Below are 18,436 nucleotides of genomic sequence, written 5' to 3'. Positions count from 1 at the left end.
ACGGACGTGCACGGGGCGGGGCGGGGCGCACGGGGCCACCGGCCGACCGAACCCGCGGATCAGACCCTAGGGTCCGGGATGCGGACGCTCCATGGACGGGGTGATGCGTTCCCGTGGCGGTGTGGTGGCGGCGCCGTGGCGGCACTGTTGCGCCGTCGTGTCGCGAGGACCGCGACGACGTCACGCTTCCTTATGGAATCTTTACATCAGAGCGATCCGGATGTTGCGGGAGATAACGTAGCCTTCGGGCGCCATGGACTATTGCCACACCTGCCGAAGGCACCTCAACGGCGCACTGGCGTGCGCCGGGTGCGGAACCCCGGCCGACCACCTGACCACACCTCCCGACATCGGACGCGCCGACGACCCCGCGATCGGATCCGGCACGCCCCACCCACCCTCGCTCGTAGCACCCTCCCCTGCCGCGGCGCCCACCCGCGACCACCGGCGGCGACGCCGCCGGACCCTGCTCGCCGCGGGCCTCGGCCTGGTCCTCGCGGGCGGGGCCACCTTCGCCCTGGCCGGGTTCACGACCGGCGGGCGGGACGGGTCCTCCGACCCGGTGCCGGGGGGCGGTACGGGTGTGCGCCGGCCGCCTTCGACCGGCGCCCCGTCCACCGGGACGGCCGTCGCGCCGTCCGTGGGCGCTCCCGGCACGTCCGGCGCGCCCACCCCCGGGCGTCCCTCGGCCGGTGCCTCCGCATCCGCGGGTTCCCCGACGGCCGTTCCCCCGGCCGCGCCGGTCGGTACGGGCGCCCCTCGGCCGTCCGCCGACACCTCCTCGGCGCCGGGGCGGCCCGAGACCTCGCCCTCGACCGCTCCGGGCCCACCGTTCCCGCCGTTCCCGCCGAAGCCCTACAAGACGGCGAAGCCACCCTTCCAGCCGATGGGGTGCCCGCCCGCGGGGTGCTGAGCCGGGTGCGGCGGCGGCCGCGGTGGTGGAGGAGGCCCCGACCACCGCGGCCGCACCGGTGGTCACCGCCGCGGCTCGCCGATCATCGAGGCGAGTACGGCGCTCAACTCCTCGCCCGGCTGCGGCCGCAGCGCCGGTGCGAGGCGGTCCGCGCGGTAGTGCCAGCGGTGGTCGAGGTCGCGGTGCACCTCGTCGGTGAAGGTGACGGCGCTGTCGCCGCCGAGCAGCGCGATGAGCTCCGCCGTCAGGTCGGACCAGGCCACGTGCCCGCTCACCGCGTTGGCCACGCCGTGCACCGGCGCGTCCAGGCAGGAGGTGGCCGCGCGTGCCAGCGCCGCGGCGTGCACCCAGGGCGCCCCGTACCACGCGTGGCCGCCCGTACCGGGTGCGGGCAGCGTCACGGGGCCGCCCGCGAGGACCGCCTGGTACAGCAAACCGGTGGCACCCCAGCGGAGTTGGTCCCGGAGCCGGTCGTGGGCGCCCCAGACGATGGGCGAGCGGACGGCGCTGGCGCCGCCGCGCCCCCCGGTGCCCGCCGCGGCCAGCAGGATCCGCTCGCAGTCGACCTTGGCCCGGCCGTAGGCGCTCAGCACCTCCCGCGACGGCGACTCCTCCGCGACGCGCGCCTCCACCGGTCGGCCGTAGGCGTCCACGCTGCTGACGAAGACGAACGGGCCGCCGTTCCAGGCGTCGACCATGGCCTCCATGGCGGCCACGTCCACCTCGGGGCGGGTGAAGGTGCACGCGGCGTGGATCACGGCGTCCGCGCCCGCGACGGCGGCGCGCAGGCCGTCCAGGTCGCCGAGGTCGCCCTCGACCACCTCGACGCCGTCGCCGCTGACGAGGTGCGCGGACTCGGGTCGGGCCAGGGCGAGCACCGGCCGCCCCTGCGCGGCGAGTTCGCGCAGGACGAACGCCCCGACACCGCCCGTGCCACCGGTCACCAGGACCGTGCCCTCGCGCACCCGGCGCGGTCGCGCGGTGGTGGAGGCCGCCGCGACGGCCGTGGCCCGGTCGGCCGCGCGCCCGTCGAGCAGGGCCGCGACGGCCCGCGGCGTGCGGGTCTGCATGATGTCCAGGCCGACCAGCGGCAGGGTCAGCGCGGACCGCAGGCGCTCGGCGAGTTGGACCGCCGCCAGGGAGTGCCCGCCGAGCGCGAAGAAGTCGTCGTCCGGAGCGGGCCGCCGACCGAGCAGGCCGGCGAACGCCTCGGTCACCGCTTCGAGGCGGGGGCTCTTCGGGGCCGCGGGGACCGGGGCCGCGGGCAGCAGGGCGGTGTCCACCGCCCCCTCGGCCGTGCGCGGCATCGCGTCGAGCAACATGACGGCGGCCGGGACCAGTTCGGGCGCTAGCGCCTCGCGCACATGGGCGCGCAGCTGTACGGGCGAAGGCCCGCCGGTGCGGTTCAGTACGGCGTACGCCAGCACCGGGCCGCCCGCCGGGGCCGCCACGTACGCGTCGGCCACGTCCGGGTGGGCCGCGAGGCGGGCCTGCGCCGGGTGCCCGGTCGCCCGGGGCCGGGCGGGCCGACCGGGCAGCGCCGACAGCCGCAGCGCGGGGTCCTGGGCCACGGCGGTCAGCAGCGCGGCGAAGGACGTGCCGAGCTCCCGACCGGCCTCCTCGTCGAGGGCGGCCCGACCGTACTGGACCAGGCTCCGCGGAGCCTGAGCGTCGTCGAGCAGACCGAAGGTCAGGTCGAACTTGGCCTCGGCGGTGCCGACGTCGACGGCGCGCGCCCGCAGCCCCGGCAGCCGCAGGGCCGTCTGCTCGCCGACGAGGTCCCAGCTGACCCGGACCAGGGAGGACCCGTCCGCGCCGCGGGCCGCCGCCCCGAGCTGCTCCAGCACCAGGTCGAAGGGCACGTCGCGGTGCTGTTGGGCCTCCAGGAGCGCGTCGCGCACGCGCTCGACGAGGGTGGCGAACTCCGGGTCCCCGGACAGGTCGACGCGGATCGGCAGCGTGTTGACGCACAGGCCCACCAGGCCGCGCATCGCCTGGCCCTCGCGATGGGTGGCGGCGCAGCCGATGACGAGGTCCAGTTCGCCGGTGAGGCGGTGCAGCGCGGCGAAGGCGGCGGCCAGGCCCACGGTGAACACCGTGGCGCGGCGCTCCCGGCCGAGCTCGCGCAGGGCCGTGAGGACCTGCGCGTCGATCGCGCTCTGCGCGGTGGCCGCCGGGCGTTCGGCCACCTCGTCCGGCGCCGTGTCGGGCCGGGGGAGCGGCGGCGGGGTGGCTCCGGTGAGCCGCCGGGTCCAGTGGGCGAGGCCGTCCGACGCCCCGGCCGCGCCGGAGTGCTCGCGGCGGGCGAAGTCCGCGTACTGCGGCGGCGCGTGCAGCGCGGCGGCGGAGCCGTCCACCGCGGCGCCGTACAGCACGGCCAGCTCGTCGGCCACGGTCTGCAACGAGGCGCCGTCGATGGCGATGTGATGGAACGTCAGGAGCACCGTGTGGTCCTGGGGATCGTGGCGCAGGACCAGCGCGCGCGGCACCGTCCCGGCGGCCAGGTCGAAGGGGCGGCGGGCCTCCTCGGTCAGCGCGGCGGCGCCGTCGTCCGGGCACTCGACCAGGTCCACCGCGACGGCGGCGGGCGCGGGCAGCGCCACCTGGTGGGGCTCCTCGCCCTCGCGGCCGTACCGGGTGCGCAGGATCTCGTGCCGCCCTACCAGCGCGGTGAGCGCGGCGCCCAGCGCGTCCAGGTCGAGCGGCCCCCGGAGCCGGGTGGCGAACGGCACGCTGTACTGGGCGCCGCTCTGCCCGAGCCGGTCCATCAGCCACATGCGGCGCTGGGCACGGGTGAGCGGGGCGGGCCCGGTCGGCCGGTCGGCCCGCGGCCGCGGGGTCGCGGCGCGGTCGGCGGCGCGGGCGCGGGCCCTGCGCAACAGCTCTTCCTGCAGGGCGGCGTTGGTGTCAGTGGCCATCGGTGTCCTCGGGCGCTTCGGAGTGCGGATCGGGGTGGGCGGCGAGCAGGGCGCTCTCGACCAGGGCGGCGTGTCCGGCCACCGTGGGGGCCGCGAAGAAGTCGGCGAGCGACAGCTCGACACCGAGCTCCTCGCGCAGGTCCTCCGCGACGACGAGGGCGAGCAGCGAGTGCCCGCCCAGGCCGATGAAGTCGGCGTCGGGGCGCGTGACCTCGTGTTCGAGATGGCGGCCCCACACGTCGGCGACGGCCTGCTGGAGCGGGGTGAGCGGCTCGGCCGCGCCGATGTCGGCGGCGGCCGGAGCGAGGTCCGCGAGGGCGTGCCGGTCGACCTTGCCCGAGGTGGTGAGCGGTAGCCGCTCCACGACGGTCAGCTCGTCCGGCACCATGTGCGCGGGCAGGAACGCGGTGAGCCGGGCCAGCAGCGCCTCGGCCCGCGGCACGGGCCCGGGGGCGGCCACCACGAACGCGACCAGGCGCGCGTCGTCGGCGGTGGCGCGGCGCACGGTCACGGCCGCGTCGTCGACGTCCGACTGCTCGCGCAGCACGTGCTCGATCTCGCCCGGTTCGATCCGGAAGCCGCGCACCTTGACCTGGTCGTCGGCCCGGCCGTGGAAGGCGAGGACGCCGTCCGGGCCGACGGAGGCGAGGTCCCCGGTGCGGTAGAGGCGACCCAACACGGGGTGCTCCACGAAGCGTTCGGCGGTCAGCTCGGGCCGCCGGGTGTACCCGACGGCCAACCGGCTGCCGCCGATCCACAGTTCGCCGCGCGTGCCCTCGGCGACGGGCCGGTGGGCCTCGTCGAGGACGTGGGCCGTGGCGCCGGCCAGGGGGCGGCCGATGGGCACGGGCCCGTCGCAGTCGGCGTCGCCGACGCGGTGGGCGGTGGCGAAGGTGGTCGTCTCGGTCGGGCCGTAGCCGTTGACGAGCTCGATCCAGGGGAAGGCGCGCAGCACGGCCCGGGCGTGCTGGGCGGCCATCGCCTCGCCGCCGACGACCACCGTGCGCAGCAGCGAGAAGACCCGGGAGCGGCGCACGGCGAGCTGGTGGAACAGGGCCGTGGTGAAGAAGGCGACGGTGACGCCGTGCCGCTCCATCTCCTTGGCCAGGTCCTCGAAGGAGGGCCGCGCGGTCGTGCACACCACGACGGCGGCGCCGTTGGCGAGCGCCGACCACACCTCGAAGGTGGAGCCGTCGAAGGTGGCCGGGGAGTGCAGCAGCACCCGGTCGCGCGGGGTGACGCTCAGGTAGTCCGGGTCGGTGACGAGCTCGGCGATGGCGCCGTGCCGGATCGCCACGCCCTTGGGGCGGCCGGTGGATCCGGAGGTGAACATGACGAAGGCGGTGTCGTCCCCGCCGGGGCCCTCGCCGTCCCACTCCGCGCCGGTGAGCAGCTCGTCGTCGGGCAGGGCGAGGACCGCGCCGGCCGGGCCGGCCGCCTCCAGCAGCTTGCCGTCGCCGACGGTCAAGGTGGCGCCGGAGTCCTCCAGCATGGCCGCGGTGCGCAGCGGGGGGTGCGCCGGGTCGAGGGGGACGCAGGAGGCACCGGCCCACCACAGGGCGAGCTGGGCGACGACCGTGCGGGCCGAACGCGGCATGAGCAGCGCCACGGAGTCGCCGGGGCGTACGCCGCGGTCGCGCAGGTGGGTGGCGAGTCGGCGGGCGGCGCCGGCCAGCTGGGCGTAGGTCAAGGTGGTGTCGCCGTCCGCGACCGCGAGGGCGTTCGGGGTGCGCGCCGCGTGCCGTGCCACCAGGGCGGGCAGGCCGGTCCGGTCCACGCTCACTTCGTCTTCTTCCGGTCGGTCGCGGAGGGGCCGCGAGGTCGTCACGTCAGGCCCCCGCGGTCGCGGTGGCGGTGCGGCGCCGCTCGATCACGGCGGCGATCGCGCGCAGGTCGGGCTGGCGCAACAACTCGGGCGCGCGCAGGTGCACCCGGGTCTCCCGCTCCAGTACTTCGAGGAGCCGGGCCACGAGGATGGACGTGCCTCCGGCGTCGCTGAAGTTGTCGTCCAGGGCGATGTCGGGGCGGCCGATCAGGTCGCGGACCGTGGTGAGCACGAGCAGTTCGTCGGCGCTCGCGTCCTCGGGCAGGGCGGCCCCGGTGGCGGCGTGCGCCCGCGCCTCCTCGGCCCGCTCGCGCAGGACGGCCCGGTCCACCTTGCCGTTGGCGTCCAGCGGGAAGGCGTCCACCACCTCCACCGTCGAGGGCACCGCCTGCTCGGGCAGCCAGGCCCGTACGGCCGCGAGGAGCACCTCGGGGGAGGGCGCGGCCCCGGCGGCGGGCAGGACGTGCGCCACGAGGCGGGCCCGCCCCTCGGCGTCGCGCGGCGCGGTGACCACGGCGCTGCGGACGGCCGGGTCCTGCTCGAAGGCGGCCTCGACCTCGGCGGGCTCGATCCGTACGCCGCTGATCTTGACCTGGTCGTCCAGGCGGCCGAGGAACTCGATGGCGCCGTCGGCCGCCATGCGCACGCGGTCGCCGGTGCGGTACATCCGGCCCAGCTCGGCCAGTGCGGCGGGCGGGGCGGTGAAGCGGCGCGCGGTCAGTTCCGGGTCGAGGTAGCCGAGGGCCAGGCAGGAGCCGCCCACGCGCAGTTCGCCGTCCTCGCCGCGCGCGACGACGGCGCCGTCCGCGTCGGTGACGGCGACGCTCACGCCCGCGATCGGGGTGCCGATGGGCGGTGCGGCGGCGCTGTGGACGTCCGGGTCGTCCGCGCGCATCGCGTGGGTGGTGGTGACCACGGTCGCCTCGGCGGGGCCGTAGGCGTTGTGGACGGTGGCGGTCACGTCCGGACCGGGGCGCCGGCGCATGCGGTCGCCGCCGACCACGAGGTGGCGGACCGGCAGGTCCTGCGGCCAGGGCCGGTCCAGGAGCGGCTCGACCATGGGGGTCGCCGCGACGGTGACCGTGACCCCGGCCTCCCGCCACCAGCCGGTGAGGGCGGCCGGGTCCCAGCGGACCTCGTCGGGCGCGGGTACGAGCGCGGCGCCGGAGGTGAGGCCGCCCCACAGCTCCATCAGGTGCGGGTCGAAGGCGACGCCGATGAGCAGGGACTGGCGGTCGCCCGGGGCGAGCCCGGTCTGCGCGCGGTACCAGTCGAGGAGCGCGGTCAGGGCCGGGTCGGCGACCGCGACGGCCTTGGGGCGGCCGGTGGAGCCGGAGGTGAGCACCGCGTACAGGGTCCCGGGCACGGCGGTACGGGCGCCGGGCGCGACCGGCGCGAAGGCGGCCACGACCGAGGCGGCGGCGTTCGCCCCGGCACCGGAGAGCGGCAACTCCACCAGTTCTACGTCCGCCTGACGGTCCGGCAGGACGGCCGGGTCGCCGATCAGGCAGACGACGCCGAGGTCCTCGGTCACCGCGGTGATGCGGCGTTCCCCCGGCCGCGGGCCGAGCGGCAGGTACACCGCGCCGATCCGGGCCAGCGCGACCGCGGTCACCACCAGCGCGGCCGAGCGGTCCAGGCAGACCCCGACGAGGTCGCCCGGGCGGACCCGGTGGGCCAGCGCCGCGGCGAGCGCGTCGGCGGCCGCGTCGAGTTCGGCGTAGCTCCAGCGGTGCTCCCCGTCGATCACGGCGGGGGACCCGGGGGCGCTGCGCACCCACTCCTCGTAGCGCGCCAGGACCCCGGGCCCGCCGGACGCGGCGGCCGGGGCGCCGTGCGCGATGCTCGGCGCGGCGCCCGGCGTGCTGCCCGCGGGGTCGACGTCCTGTCGGGTGATCGGTTCGGCGGTCATCGTGACTCCTTCGGCGTCGTGAGGGCGGGGGCGGCGGACCGGGCGAGGGCGCGGGCCTGGTCGCCCAGGACGGGGTGCTGGAAGAGCAGGCGCAGCGAGGGGCGCTCGCCCAGGTGCGGCTCCAGCCAGGCTGCCAGCTGCGCGGCGAGCAGGGAGTGCCCGCCGATGTTGAAGAAGTGCGAGCCCTCCTCGAAGCGGTCGTGCCCGAGCGTCGCGCGCCAGCCCCGCGCGAGCAGGACGACGGTCGGGTCGTCCGACAGCGTCGGGTCGGACAGCGGCGCGGCCTCCTCGGCCGGTGCGACCGGGGCCAGGTCGGCGACCATGCGGGCCAGGGCGGTACGGTCGGGCTTGCCTCCGGCCAGCGTCGGCATGGTGTCCAGGAGCACCCAGCGGGCGGGCACCAGGGCGCCGGGGAGGCGGGAGCTCAACTCGGCGTGCAGCGCCTGCTCGTCCCACGCGCCGCTCTCGTCGGCACGCTCGCGGAAGGCCACCAGGCGGGGCCCGCCGTCGGCGTCCTTGTCGAGGACGACGGCGCAGGACCGGCCGCCGAGCGCGGCGGACGCGGCGGCCTCGACCTCTTCCAGCTCGATGCGGTAGCCGCGCAGCTTGATCTGGTTGTCCCGGCGGCCCAGGAAGCGCAGCAGCCCGTCCTCGCCGCGGTAGCCGAGGTCCCCGGTGAGGTAGACGCGCTCGCCGCCGAGGGCCGGGACGGTGACGAAGCGGGCGTCGGTGACCTGCGCGTTGCCGACGTAGCCCTCGGCCAGTCCGGCTCCGGCGATGGCGAGTTCGCCGACCGCTCCGGTGGGCAGCGGGCGCAGTCCCTCGTCCAGGACGTGGACCCGTTCGCCCGGCAGTTCGACGCCGAGCGGGATCTCGGCGCCCTCGACCAGAGCGTCGCGGGTGATCTCGTGCACCGTGGAGCTGATCGCCGCCTCGGTCACGCCGTAGACGTTGAGCACGGAGAACGGGGCGGCCGCTTCGGTGGCGGTGAAGAAGTCGCGCATCACGTCGGAGGGGATGCGCTCGCCGCCGAGCACGATCAGGCGCGGGGCCCAGCGGCCCCGGGCCAGGGCGGGCAGCAACTCCTCGCGGGTGGCGAGGAAGTAGCTGGTGGGCAGGTTGGCCACGGTGACGCGCGCGGCGGCCAGCAGCTGCGCCAGCTCACCGCCGGTCGGCACGTCCTGCTCGGGCACGACCAGGCAGGCGCCCGCGTACAGCGAGGGCAGCACCTCTTCGAGGGCGACGTCGAAGGACGGCTGGGCGAACAGGAGCACCCGGTCGCCGTACCCGAGGTCGAACCGCGCGGCGGCGCCGGTCAGGTGGTTGACCAGGGCGTCGCGCCCGACGGCCACCGCCTTGGGTATGCCGGTCGAACCGGAGGTGTGGATGATGTACGCCGCCTTCGGCAGGAGGTCGCAGGCGCGGGCGGCGGGCAGTACCTCGGCGTCGACGACGGCGCTCGGCAGGTCCCCCGGCACGGGCACCGGGCTCCCCTCGGCGGTGAGGACGAGCGCGGGGGACAGCCGCCCGAGCAGCAGCTCCAGCCGGGCGGCCGGGTCGGACGGGGACAGCGGGCAGTACACCGCGCCGGTCCGCAGGCAGGCGAGGAGCGTGACCACCGAGTCCACGCCGCGCGGCAGCACCGCGGCGACCGGCGCTCCCGCGCGCACTCCCGCGGCCAGCATCCGCTCGGCGAGCGCGGAGACCCGCGCGTCCAGGTCGCCGTAGGTCAGACGGCGGGCCCCGATCAGGAAGGCGGGCAGCGACGGGTCCCGGCCGGCGGCCGGGTCGAGCGGGTCGCGGTCGGGCGCCGGGGCGAGGGCGGGGAGCGGCTCCAGGGACGCGGTCGGCAGGGCGAGCGAGCCGAGCTCGGTCCCCGGCGCGTCGAGGTAGGCGCGCAGCAGGTCGAGGAAGCGCTCGGCCAGGAGCTCCGCCACGGCCTCGCCGAACAGGTCGACGTCGTAGTCCCAGACGAGGGTCATACCGGCCGCGCCGTGCCGCAGGCTCACGCCGCGGCGGTCGTCCGGCAGCAGCACCACGTCGAGGTCGAAGCGGGTGGTGCCGGTGTTGAACCCCTCGAAGAGGCTGATCTCCAGCCCCGGCACGTCCAGTTCGGGCAGCGGCGCGTCGTGCGCGCTGAACATCACGCTGAAGAGCGGGTTGTCCGCGCCGGAGGTGTGCAGGCCGAGCGCCCGGGTCAACTCCTGGACCGGCACCTCCTGGTGCGGCAGGGCGCGGATGAGGGTGTCGGTGACCTCGTCCATGGCGTCCTCGGCCGGGACGCTCGCGTCCAGGGACAGGCGCAGCGGGATGGTGTTGACGAACATGCCGACGGCGTCCTCGAAGCCGCGCGGCCGGTTGCCCACGGCGGTGCCCACCACCATCTGGCTGCGCCCGCTGTGGCGCCGCAGCAGTTCCGCGAAGAGCCCGAGCAGGGTGGCGAACGGGGTCAGCCCGCGCTCCCGGGTGTGGGCCCGCAGCCGTTCGGCGAGGTCCGCGCCGATCGACTGGCGCAGCTGGCCGCCGTGGTGGCGGCGCCGGGCGCCGGGCCGGGCGAGACCGGGCAGCGGCATGTCGTACGAGGCGTCGCGGAGCGTCTCGGACCAGTACGCCAGGCTCGCGCCCAGGGCGTCGGCGCGCACCTCCCCGGCGCGGGCGCGCACGTGGTCGGCGTACGAGCTGGGCGTGCCCAACTCGATCTCCTCGCCCAGGACATGGGCGCGGTAGACGCGGAACACGTCGTCCAGCAGGATCGCGAAGGAGTGTCCGTCGTGGATCAGGTGGTGTTCCACGTGGATGAGCCGGTGCTGGTCCTCGGCGAGCTTGACCAGGGTCCAGCGCAGCAGCGGGGCCTCGAAGGTGTCGAGGGGGGTCTCCGCCTCGGTGCGCAGCAGCCGCGCGAACGCGCCCGCCGGGTCGGCCTCACCGGAGAGGTCCACGGTGTGCAGCCGCGGCGCGCAGTCGTCGACCACCCGCTGACCCGGCATCGCGCCGGGCACGGCCACGAGTTCGAGCCGCAGGCCGGGGTGGCGGGCGAGGGTGGCGGCGAGGCCGGCGCGCAGCGCGTCGACGTCGAGGGTTCCCCACAGGTCCAGGGAAGCGGTGAAGTTGTAGGCGCGGCTGCCCGGCTGCACTTCTTCGTGCAGCCAGACGATCTCCTGCGAGGAGGAGAGGGGGAGCATGGCGATCCCTTGGGTTGTCGGGTCGGTGGGGTACGGGCGCACGGTGGCGCGCCCGCGCGGCGGTGCGCCGACCGCTCCGCGGGTCGCGCGGCGCGGTCGGATGTCGGAGATCGGGGGCTAGCGGGCGAGGGCCGCGGCGGGCAGCGCGTCGCACAGGGCCGCGAAGGCTTCCTCGGCGGCGCCGTCGGCGAGAACCGTGCGGTCCCACACCATGCGGAGGTGGAGTTCGGGTCCCTGGGTGGCGGACACCGCGAACGGGGCGCGGACCTGGCGGCCGCCGATGTGCACCTCGCGGCCGGTGGTGGCGCCGAGCCGGAGCGGGGTGCGGTGGCGGGCGTCGTCCACGGTGAGCAGGCCGTCCAGCCTGCCGGACCAGGCGGAGCCACCGGCGCGGGCCGCTCGTACCACCTCGTCGAAGGGGGCGTCGGCCCGGTCCAGGTCGTCCCACCAGTCGGTGGCGGTGACCTCCGGCGAGGCGCCGCCCCGGGTGTCGGCCGGGAAGACCACGGTGTTGAGGAAGCAGCCGAGGACCTCGGCCGCGCCGGTCGGACGGCCGCCCCACGGGTAGCCGATGGGCGGGACCGGGCCCGTGCCGTACAGCGCGGTGGCCGCCGCCCGGCAGGCGTCGAGCAGGGCCGGGAAGGGCACCCCGCCGGTCGGGGAGGCGAGCCTGCGCTCGACGGCGCCGCTGGGGAGCCCGGCGCGGACCGGTCGGGTGCCGGGCGGCGGGGCCTGCTCGCACACCGTGCGCAGCCGTTCGCCCCAGTACGCCAGGGCGCGGGGCGAGGCGGCGCGGTCCTCGGCGTCGAGCTGGCGCAGGACGGCGTCCTTGTACCGGGCCAGCGCGGCGTCGGCCTCGGCGGGCGACACGTCGGCGGCGCCGCGACGCTCGCGGTAGGCCTCGGCGAGTTCCTCGACGATGCGGGCGAGGGACTGGCCGTCGCAGGCGGTGTGGTCCAGGACGACGGCGAGGACCTCCTCGGCCGCTGCGTCGCGGTCGGTGGCGTGGGCGAGGAACAGCCGCAGCGGTGGACCCTGCGGGGCCCAGTGCGCCAGTGCTCGCCGCAGCGCGTCCTCGGCGCTCTCGCCGGGCGCTGCGGGCACGTGGTCGAGCGGTACGTCGGCCGGTTCCGGCCGCAGTACGGGCGTCGCGCGCACGACGCACGGCCGGGAGCGCAGGACGGGGTGGCGGGCGGCGAGGTGGTTGGCGGCGGCGCGCAGCCGCGCGGGATCGACCGTGCCGCGCGGGAAGGCGAAGAACATCGGCACGATGTCCGCGCGGCCGGCGGGATCCAGGGAGCGTAAGAGCAGGAAGCGTCGCTGGGCCCCGGTGGCGGGCAGGAGCGCTGCCGCCGGGTCACCCGCGCCGAGGCGCTGGTAACGGGCCAGATACTGGGCCGTGATGCTGGGGAGCACGTGATCCTCTCTCGGGAAGAAGCGGGTCAGCGGACGGGGGCGGTCGCGTCGTGGCCGGGCGCCGCGTCCTGCCGCTCGTCGTCGTCGGGGTGCGCGACCTCGGGGAGTTCGCGCATCCGCCGCAGCGGGGAGAGCAGCAGCGGGACGGGCACGAGGAGGAAACCGACGGCGCAGATCCACAGTGCGGCGCGGGCCCCGGACGCGTCGGCGACGGCGCCGCCCACGAGTGCGCCGAGCGGCAGCGTGCCCCACATGAGGAACCGCAGCGTGGCGTTCATCCGACCCAACAGGCGCGGGGGACACAGCGTTTGACGGAAACTCACCTGTGCGACGTTGTAGACCACGGCGCCGAAGAAGACGGCGCCGGAGGCGACCGCGAAGAGCGCGGCGGCCGCGCCCTTGCCGGACAGCGGCCAGAGCAGCGCGAACGGCCCGGTGACCAGGGAGGACAGCCAGATGATGCGGGCCTGGCCGAAGCGGCGGGCCAGCCGACCCGCGCACAGGGCGCCGGCGAGTCCGCCGACGGCCGAGGCCGAGAGCATCCCGCCGATGGCGGCGGGTGCGAGATCGAGCACCCGTACCAGGAACACGGTCTGAGTGGCCATCAGCATGGCGGTGAAGAAGTTCCCGAGGCCGGTCGTGACCGCGATGACGCGCAGCAGGGGGTGGCCGAGGACGAAGCGCAGTCCTTCGCCCACCTCCTTGCGCAGCGATGCGCCGGGGACCGGTTCGGGCTTGCTCTCGGGGCGCCTGATGGCCAGGAGGAACAGCGCCGAGACGGCGTAGCCGATGGCGTCGGCCACGATGGCCAGGTGCGCCCCGACGAGCTGGACGAGCCCGCCGCCGAGCCCGGGCCCGGCCACCTGCGCCGAGGAACGCACCGTCTCCAGGGCCCCGTTGCCCGCCACCAGGTGTTCCCGCGGCAGCAGCACGGGCAGGTAGCTCTGGTGGGCCACGTCGAAGAAGACGGTGGCGACGCCCACGACCAGGGCGACGACGTACAGCTGGGCCATGGTCAAGGCGTCCGCCACCGCGGCGAGCGGCACGCTGGCCATGGCCAGGCAGCGCACGACGTCGGCGCGGATCATCAAGGACAGCTTGCGCATCCGGTCGACCCAGGCCCCCGCGGGCAGCCCGATCAGGAGGAACGCGGCGGTCTCGGCCGCGGTGAGCAGTCCCACCTGGAAGGCGGGTGCCTTGAGTTCGAGCACGGCCACCAGGGGCAGGGCGACCAGCGTGACCTGGGCGCCGACCTGACCGGCCGCGGCTCCGGCCAACAGGAAGCGGAAATCGCGCATACGGAACAGACCGCCGGAAGCGGCCTGGGGCGAGGGGGACATATGCCAGACCATGACCGCAGGGCGATCAGGAGTCAAAACAAACAGGACACTTTCGGTCGTTCTTGTGCCATCACGGGAGCGGATCAAGAGAATCAGTGGCCAAGTGAGGGCAACCACCTCATGAATTGCAGGTCGAGAAGCCTGCTGGTGGAGGATTTGCGGCGCCGTGCGGTGGGCGTACGGCGGGCGCACCCGGGGGCCGCAGGCTCCTGGAGCCCCATGGGTGCACTTATGTCCGATACTCACCGGCCCCACATGTTTAGAAGCAACCCCGAGCGTGCCGGGACGTCACGGGGTCGGCCCCCTCGCGCCGGTCGACGGTCGGAGGTCAGCGTCCCAATCGGGTGAGCTGGCCGTTCAGCTCCGCCATGAACCGCACGACGACGTGCAGTTCCTCGCTGCTGAAGGGGCTCCGGGCGGCGTCGGTGGCCCGGGCCAGCGGGCGGAAGTACGCGCGCGCCGCGTCACGGCCCGATTCGGCGTAGTGCAGGTGGACCACGCGCCGGTCGTCGGCCGCCCGCACCCGGCGCAGGTGGCCCGCCTTCTCCAGCCGGTCGAGGCAGGCCGTCACCGCGCCCGTGGTCAGGTCCATCCGCTGGGCCAGCCGCCCGGGGGTCATCGGGCCGCCCTCCTCGTCGTACTCCGCGTCGAGGACGGCGACGAGCGCCTGTACGTCGGTCAGGTGCAGGCCCTGTCGGCGGGCGAACTCCTGGGCGAGTCGGTTGAGCTCCGCGTTCATCGTGCGCAGCAACACGGCGAAGGACTGCAACCCGATCGGGTCGTCGGACGGAAGTGCGGGTGGGGTGCTGTCGGCGCTACGCATGGCACCAGCATATGATCTCTCAATGATTGAGATACTTTGTCGTTGAGTGAGTATTCAACAAGGGGAGAGAACGCGATGACGCGCACACCGCGCTGGGCCCGCTGGCTGGTGCCCGTGGTGCTGCTGGTGATCTGGTTGGGCATCGGCGGGACGCTCGGTCCCTACGCCGGCAAGCTCGGCGAGGTCGCCACCAACGACCAGGCCGCCTTCCTGCCCCGGAACGCCGAGTCCACCAAGGTCATCGAGGCCCGCAAGGCCTTCGAGCGCTCCGGGTCGGTGCCCGCGATCGTCGTCTGGCAGCCGACCGCGCAAGGCCCGGTCAGCGAGGTCCAGCAGCAGGAGGCGACCCGGGCCGTCGCCGCGCTGGCCGGACAGGACGGCATCACCGCGGCGCCGTCACCGGCCCTGCGCTCCGCGGACGGCCGGGCCCTGCAGGCGGTCGTGCCGCTGGCCACCGACCTCGGCGACGCGCTGCCGGCCACCTTGGACCGGGTCCGTACGGCGGCCGCCGCGGTCGCGGGGCTCACCGTGCAGATCGCGGGGCCGGCGGCCAGCCAGGCGGACCTCAAGGACGCCTTCGCCGGGATCGACGGGATCCTGCTGGGCGTGGCGCTCGGCGCGGTCCTGTTGATCCTGCTGCTGGTCTACCGCAGCCTCCTGCTGCCGCTCGTGATCATCAGCAGCGCCGTCCTCGCCCTCGGGCTGGCCTGCGCCATCGTCTACGCCCTGGCGGACCGGGGCGCCGTACGGGTCGACGGCCAGGTCCAGGGCATCCTGTCCATCCTGGTCATCGGCGCCGCGACCGACTACGCGCTGCTGCTGGCCGCCCGGTTCAGGGAGGAGCTCGCCGCCCGCGGCGACCGCACGGCCGCGGCCCTCGCCGCCGTGCGCCGCTCCGCCGGGGCCATCACCGCCAGCGCCGCGACCGTCGCCCTCGCCCTGCTCGCGCTGCTGGCCAGCGACCTGACCAACAACAGGGCCCTGGGTCCCGTCGGGGCCGTCGGCATCGTCTGCTCCGTCCTGGCCACCCTGACGTTCCTGCCCGCGGTGCTGGCCCTCCTCGGGCGCACCGCCTTCTGGCCCGCCACCCCCCGGGCGGCCGACGCCACGGAGGAGGGCCACCGCGTCTGGCACCGCGTCGCGGCCGTCATCGACCGGGCGCCGCGCCGCGTCTGGGTGTCCACGACCCTGCTCCTGCTGGTCCTCGCCGGTTTCGCGCCGACCCTGTCCTCGCACGGAGTGCCGCTGGACGAGATCTTCGTCAAGGAGGCCCCGTCCGTCTCCGCCCAGGAGTCCCTCGGCCGCCACTTCCCCGGTGGCTCCGGCCAGCCCGCGGTGATCATCGCCGACGCCGCCGCGGCCGCGCGGGTGCGGGAGGTCGCCGGGGCGACCGCGGGCGTCGCGTCCGCCGAGCCCGTCACCGCCTCCGGGCGCCCCGGCGCGGAGCCCGCGGTGGTCGACGGCCGGATCCGCATCGACGCCACCCTGGCCGCGCCCGCGGACAGCGACGAGGCGAAGCGGACGGTCGCCGCGCTGCGCACCCGCCTGCACGCCGTCCCCGGCGCCGACGCGCTCGTCGGCGGCTACACCGCCCAGCAGTACGACACCGAGCGGACCGCGGCCCGCGACCGCACCCTCATCGTCCCCGTCGTCCTCGCCGTCATCCTGCTGATCCTGGTCCTGCTCCTGCGCTCCGTCCTGGTCCCCGTCCTGCTGGTGGCCACGGTCGCCCTGAACTTCCTGGCCACCCTCGGCGTGTCCGCACTCGTCTTCCAGCACGTGCTCGGCTTCAGCGGATCGGACGCCTCCGTCCCGCTCTACGGGTTCGTGTTCCTCGTCGCCCTCGGCGTCGACTACAACATCTTCCTGATGTCCCGCGTCCGGGAGGAGACCCTCGTCCACGGCGTCCGCCAGGGCGTCCTGCGCGGCCTGACCACCACCGGGGGCGTCATCACCTCGGCGGGCGTCGTCCTCGCCGCCACCTTCGCCGCCCTGATGGTCATCCCCCTGGCCTTCCTCGTGCAGATCGCCTTCATCGTCGCCTTCGGGGTGCTCCTCGACACCCTCGTCGTCCGCTCGCTCCTCGTCCCCGCCCTCGTGCTCGACATCGGCCCCCGCAGCTGGTGGCCGAGCCGGATCAGCCGGTCGGGGTGAGGCTCCACAGGCGGTGGTCCCAGCCGATGTCGCGGCAGCTGCGTACGGTGAGGCCCGCGCGGGCGGCCAGCTCCGCGTAGTCGCCCTCGCCGCGCACGCCCGAGCCGAAGGCCGCCTTCAGCCGCAGGTGGTGCAGCGCGGCCTCCGTGTCGCCCTCGATCCCGTCCGGTCCCTCCACCTGCTCCACCAGCAGCAGGGTGCCGCCCTGCGCGAGCGCCGCCGCGTTCTCGCGCAGGGCCAGCACCGCGTCGTCGTCGGGCAGTTGTTCCAGCAGGCGGCAGAGCAGCACGGTGCGGTCTCCGGCCGGGACCGCCCCGCCGCAGGGGACCAGCTCCACGCGCGGCAGGACGTCCGTCTCCAGGACCCGGTCCGCGACCGTGCGCAGCACCGACGGCAGTGCGGCGATCCGCACCCGCAGCGCGGGGAACGCCTCCACCAGCGCGTTCGCCACCGCGCCCGCGCCGCTGCCGGTCGCGGTCACCGAACCGGCGGCCGTCCAGTCCCAGCCCGACCGGACCCCGGGCGCGATCCAGGCCGCCTCGTCCTCCACGGCCTCGCGCGCCGCCCCGCCCAGCCGCTCGTCGGCGGCGAGCGCCACCGCCAAGGGGGCGCCGGACGGTGTGCGGTACCCGGCCCGGCCGGTGCGCAGCGTCTCGTGCAGCCCGGACAACGACAGGTCCAGGGCGGCCTGTGCGCCGCGCAGGTCGTACTCCTCCAAGGAGTGGTCGTCCTCGACGAGTTCTTCGCCGACCGGGGCCAACCGGTAGCCGTCCGGCCCCTCGGCCAGCACCTCGAGCTCCGTCAGGTAGACCAGCAGCGCGGTCAGCGTCCGCGGGTCGCTGCCCGTGCGCGAGGCCAACTCCCGGGCGTCCCGCACCCCTTGCCAGACCAGGTCGACCAGGCCGATCGTCACCGCCGCGCGGATCGCCAGCCCGGGGGCCAGGTCGGTGAGTTCGTGCAACCGGTCGTGGGGGTCCTCCTCCTGCGCGGTCACGGTCCCGGCCCGAAGCTCCGTGGCCGTCGGCGGGACCGGCTCCGTACGCCGCCAGTAGCCGGTGACGTGGGTGTGCTCGCGCGGCACCCCGCGGTCCACGGCCAGGTGCCGGCGGATGCCCTTCAAGGTCACCGCCTCGCCCGCCACCCAGGCGAAGACGTTCCCCGGCAGCCACTCCATGTCCCGCACCGCCCGCTCCAACAGGTCGGTGGTGCCCGCCGGGGCGCCGCCGCGCACCAGCCAGGTGATCTCCGCGTCCGCGCGGGTCGCCAGCTCCTGGCGGTGGCTCTCCTCGCCGACCTCGAGGAACACCCGCGCCCGGGTCCCGGCCTCCATCTCCGCCAGCCACCGGCCGATGGCCGGCAGGGCGGTCTCGTCGCCGACGACGAGCAGCCAGTCGGCCCCCTCGGGGTGGCGGTGCGACATCTTCGGACCGGCGATCCACGTCACGTCGCCCGGGCGGGCGGACAGCGCCCACGCGGAGGCGACGCCGCCCTCGTGGTTGACGAAGTCGAAGTCGATCTCGCCGAGTTCGGGGTCGAGGCGGACCGGGGTGTAGTCCTTCGTCAGCGGCCGGGCGTCGGCGGGCCAGTCCAGGCTGGAGACGTTCTGCCCGGGCAGCACCGGCGCGGCCGCGCCCTCCTCGGCGAAGAAGAACTTCACGTGGTCGTCGAAGCCCTCGCTGCTCAGCGCGGGCAGCTCCAGGCCGTCCTTGCGGAAGGCGCCGAGCTGCGGCCCGCCCAGGGTGATCCGCCGCATGCCCGGTGTCACGTCGGCGACGCGCAGCACCGTGAGCTCGCGCAGCACGATCGGGAAGGTGACGACGGAACGGGGATTGCGGGTGGTCATGCGGGGCTCCTCGTACGGCGGGACGCGCACGGCGTCGGGGCGCCGCGCGCAGCGGAAGGGACGAACGGTCGGGGCGGCCGGTGGCCGGCCGGGCGCGCGGGGCGCCGGGC

10 protein-coding genes are annotated in these 18,436 nt (G+C 75.7%); 2 read left to right on the top strand and 8 right to left on the bottom strand.

From position 1 onward, the window contains the following. Positions 1 to 253: 253 nt before the first annotated feature. Positions 254 to 913 (top strand): hypothetical protein, encoded by a 660-nt coding sequence (locus tag ACFWAR_RS11380; protein WP_385775563.1) that lies wholly within the window; start codon positions 254 to 256, stop codon positions 911 to 913. A gap of 62 nt (positions 914 to 975) precedes the next feature. On the opposite strand, the gene ACFWAR_RS11375 is transcribed toward ACFWAR_RS11380, so the two are convergent. The 7 genes from ACFWAR_RS11375 to ACFWAR_RS11345 form a co-directional block, all read right to left on the bottom strand. After that, positions 976 to 3,831 carry a condensation domain-containing protein gene (locus tag ACFWAR_RS11375; RefSeq protein WP_385775561.1) on the bottom strand — a complete coding sequence of 952 codons (2,856 nt, stop codon included), beginning with the start codon at positions 3,829 to 3,831 and terminating at the stop codon, positions 976 to 978. Further along, entirely contained in the window at positions 3,821 to 5,614 is a 1,794-nt protein-coding gene (locus tag ACFWAR_RS11370) for an amino acid adenylation domain-containing protein (protein ID WP_385775559.1), read from the bottom strand. The genes ACFWAR_RS11375 and ACFWAR_RS11370 overlap by 11 nt, the downstream gene beginning before the upstream one ends. Positions 5,615 to 5,660: 46 nt before the next feature. Next, positions 5,661 to 7,568 (bottom strand): non-ribosomal peptide synthetase, encoded by a 1,908-nt coding sequence (locus ACFWAR_RS11365; protein WP_385775557.1) that lies wholly within the window; start codon positions 7,566 to 7,568, stop codon positions 5,661 to 5,663. Next, positions 7,565 to 10,750, bottom strand: a complete 3,186-nt coding sequence (locus ACFWAR_RS11360; protein ID WP_385775555.1) for an amino acid adenylation domain-containing protein — start codon at positions 10,748 to 10,750, stop codon at positions 7,565 to 7,567. Before ACFWAR_RS11360 ends, ACFWAR_RS11365 begins: the two co-directional genes overlap by 4 nt. A 117-nt stretch (positions 10,751 to 10,867) precedes the next feature. After that, on the bottom strand, positions 10,868 to 12,166 hold the full coding sequence (locus ACFWAR_RS11355; RefSeq protein ID WP_385775553.1) for a condensation domain-containing protein: 1,299 nt from the start codon (positions 12,164 to 12,166) through the stop codon (positions 10,868 to 10,870). A gap of 26 nt (positions 12,167 to 12,192) precedes the next feature. Continuing rightward, positions 12,193 to 13,506, bottom strand: coding sequence for an MFS transporter (locus tag ACFWAR_RS11350; protein ID WP_385775551.1), 1,314 nt, complete (start codon positions 13,504 to 13,506; stop codon positions 12,193 to 12,195). A gap of 328 nt (positions 13,507 to 13,834) precedes the next feature. Further along, complete coding sequence (locus ACFWAR_RS11345) at positions 13,835 to 14,329, bottom strand: MarR family winged helix-turn-helix transcriptional regulator (RefSeq protein ID WP_385775550.1); 495 nt, start codon at positions 14,327 to 14,329, stop codon at positions 13,835 to 13,837. Between the two features lie 75 nt (positions 14,330 to 14,404). Here ACFWAR_RS11345 and ACFWAR_RS11340 point away from each other — a divergent pair, with 75 nt between their 5' ends. After that, a complete protein-coding gene (locus ACFWAR_RS11340) occupies positions 14,405 to 16,483 on the top strand; it encodes an MMPL family transporter (protein WP_385775549.1) in 2,079 nt (692 codons plus the stop codon). On the opposite strand, the gene ACFWAR_RS11335 is transcribed toward ACFWAR_RS11340, so the two are convergent. Further along, a complete protein-coding gene (locus ACFWAR_RS11335; RefSeq protein ID WP_385775548.1) occupies positions 16,467 to 18,326 on the bottom strand; it encodes an SIP domain-containing protein in 1,860 nt (619 codons plus the stop codon). The genes ACFWAR_RS11340 and ACFWAR_RS11335 overlap by 17 nt on opposite strands. Positions 18,327 to 18,436: the final 110 nt, after the last annotated feature.

Origin of the sequence: Streptomyces sp. NPDC059917, from assembly GCF_042730635.1 — a bacterium.
In the GTDB taxonomy this organism is placed as follows: Bacteria; Actinomycetota; Actinomycetes; order Streptomycetales; family Streptomycetaceae; genus Streptomyces.
The sequence above is the reverse complement of the archived record's forward strand: the minus strand, read 5'-3'. Positions and strand labels throughout refer to the sequence as shown.

Excerpts from the sequence above, each read along its gene's own strand:
- ACFWAR_RS11360 (WP_385775555.1), bottom strand. The coding sequence starts at position 10,750 with ATGCTCCCCCTCTCCTCCTCGCAGGAGATCGTCTGGCTGCACGAAGAA.
- ACFWAR_RS11375 (WP_385775561.1), bottom strand. The coding sequence starts at position 3,831 with ATGGCCACTGACACCAACGCCGCCCTGCAGGAAGAGCTGTTGCGCAGG.
- ACFWAR_RS11380 (WP_385775563.1), top strand. The coding sequence starts at position 254 with ATGGACTATTGCCACACCTGCCGAAGGCACCTCAACGGCGCACTGGCG.
- ACFWAR_RS11340 (WP_385775549.1), top strand. The coding sequence starts at position 14,405 with ATGACGCGCACACCGCGCTGGGCCCGCTGGCTGGTGCCCGTGGTGCTG.
- ACFWAR_RS11350 (WP_385775551.1), bottom strand. The coding sequence starts at position 13,506 with ATGTCCCCCTCGCCCCAGGCCGCTTCCGGCGGTCTGTTCCGTATGCGC.
- ACFWAR_RS11345 (WP_385775550.1), bottom strand. The coding sequence starts at position 14,329 with ATGCGTAGCGCCGACAGCACCCCACCCGCACTTCCGTCCGACGACCCG.
- ACFWAR_RS11335 (WP_385775548.1), bottom strand. The coding sequence starts at position 18,326 with ATGACCACCCGCAATCCCCGTTCCGTCGTCACCTTCCCGATCGTGCTG.
- ACFWAR_RS11365 (WP_385775557.1), bottom strand. The coding sequence starts at position 7,568 with ATGACCGCCGAACCGATCACCCGACAGGACGTCGACCCCGCGGGCAGC.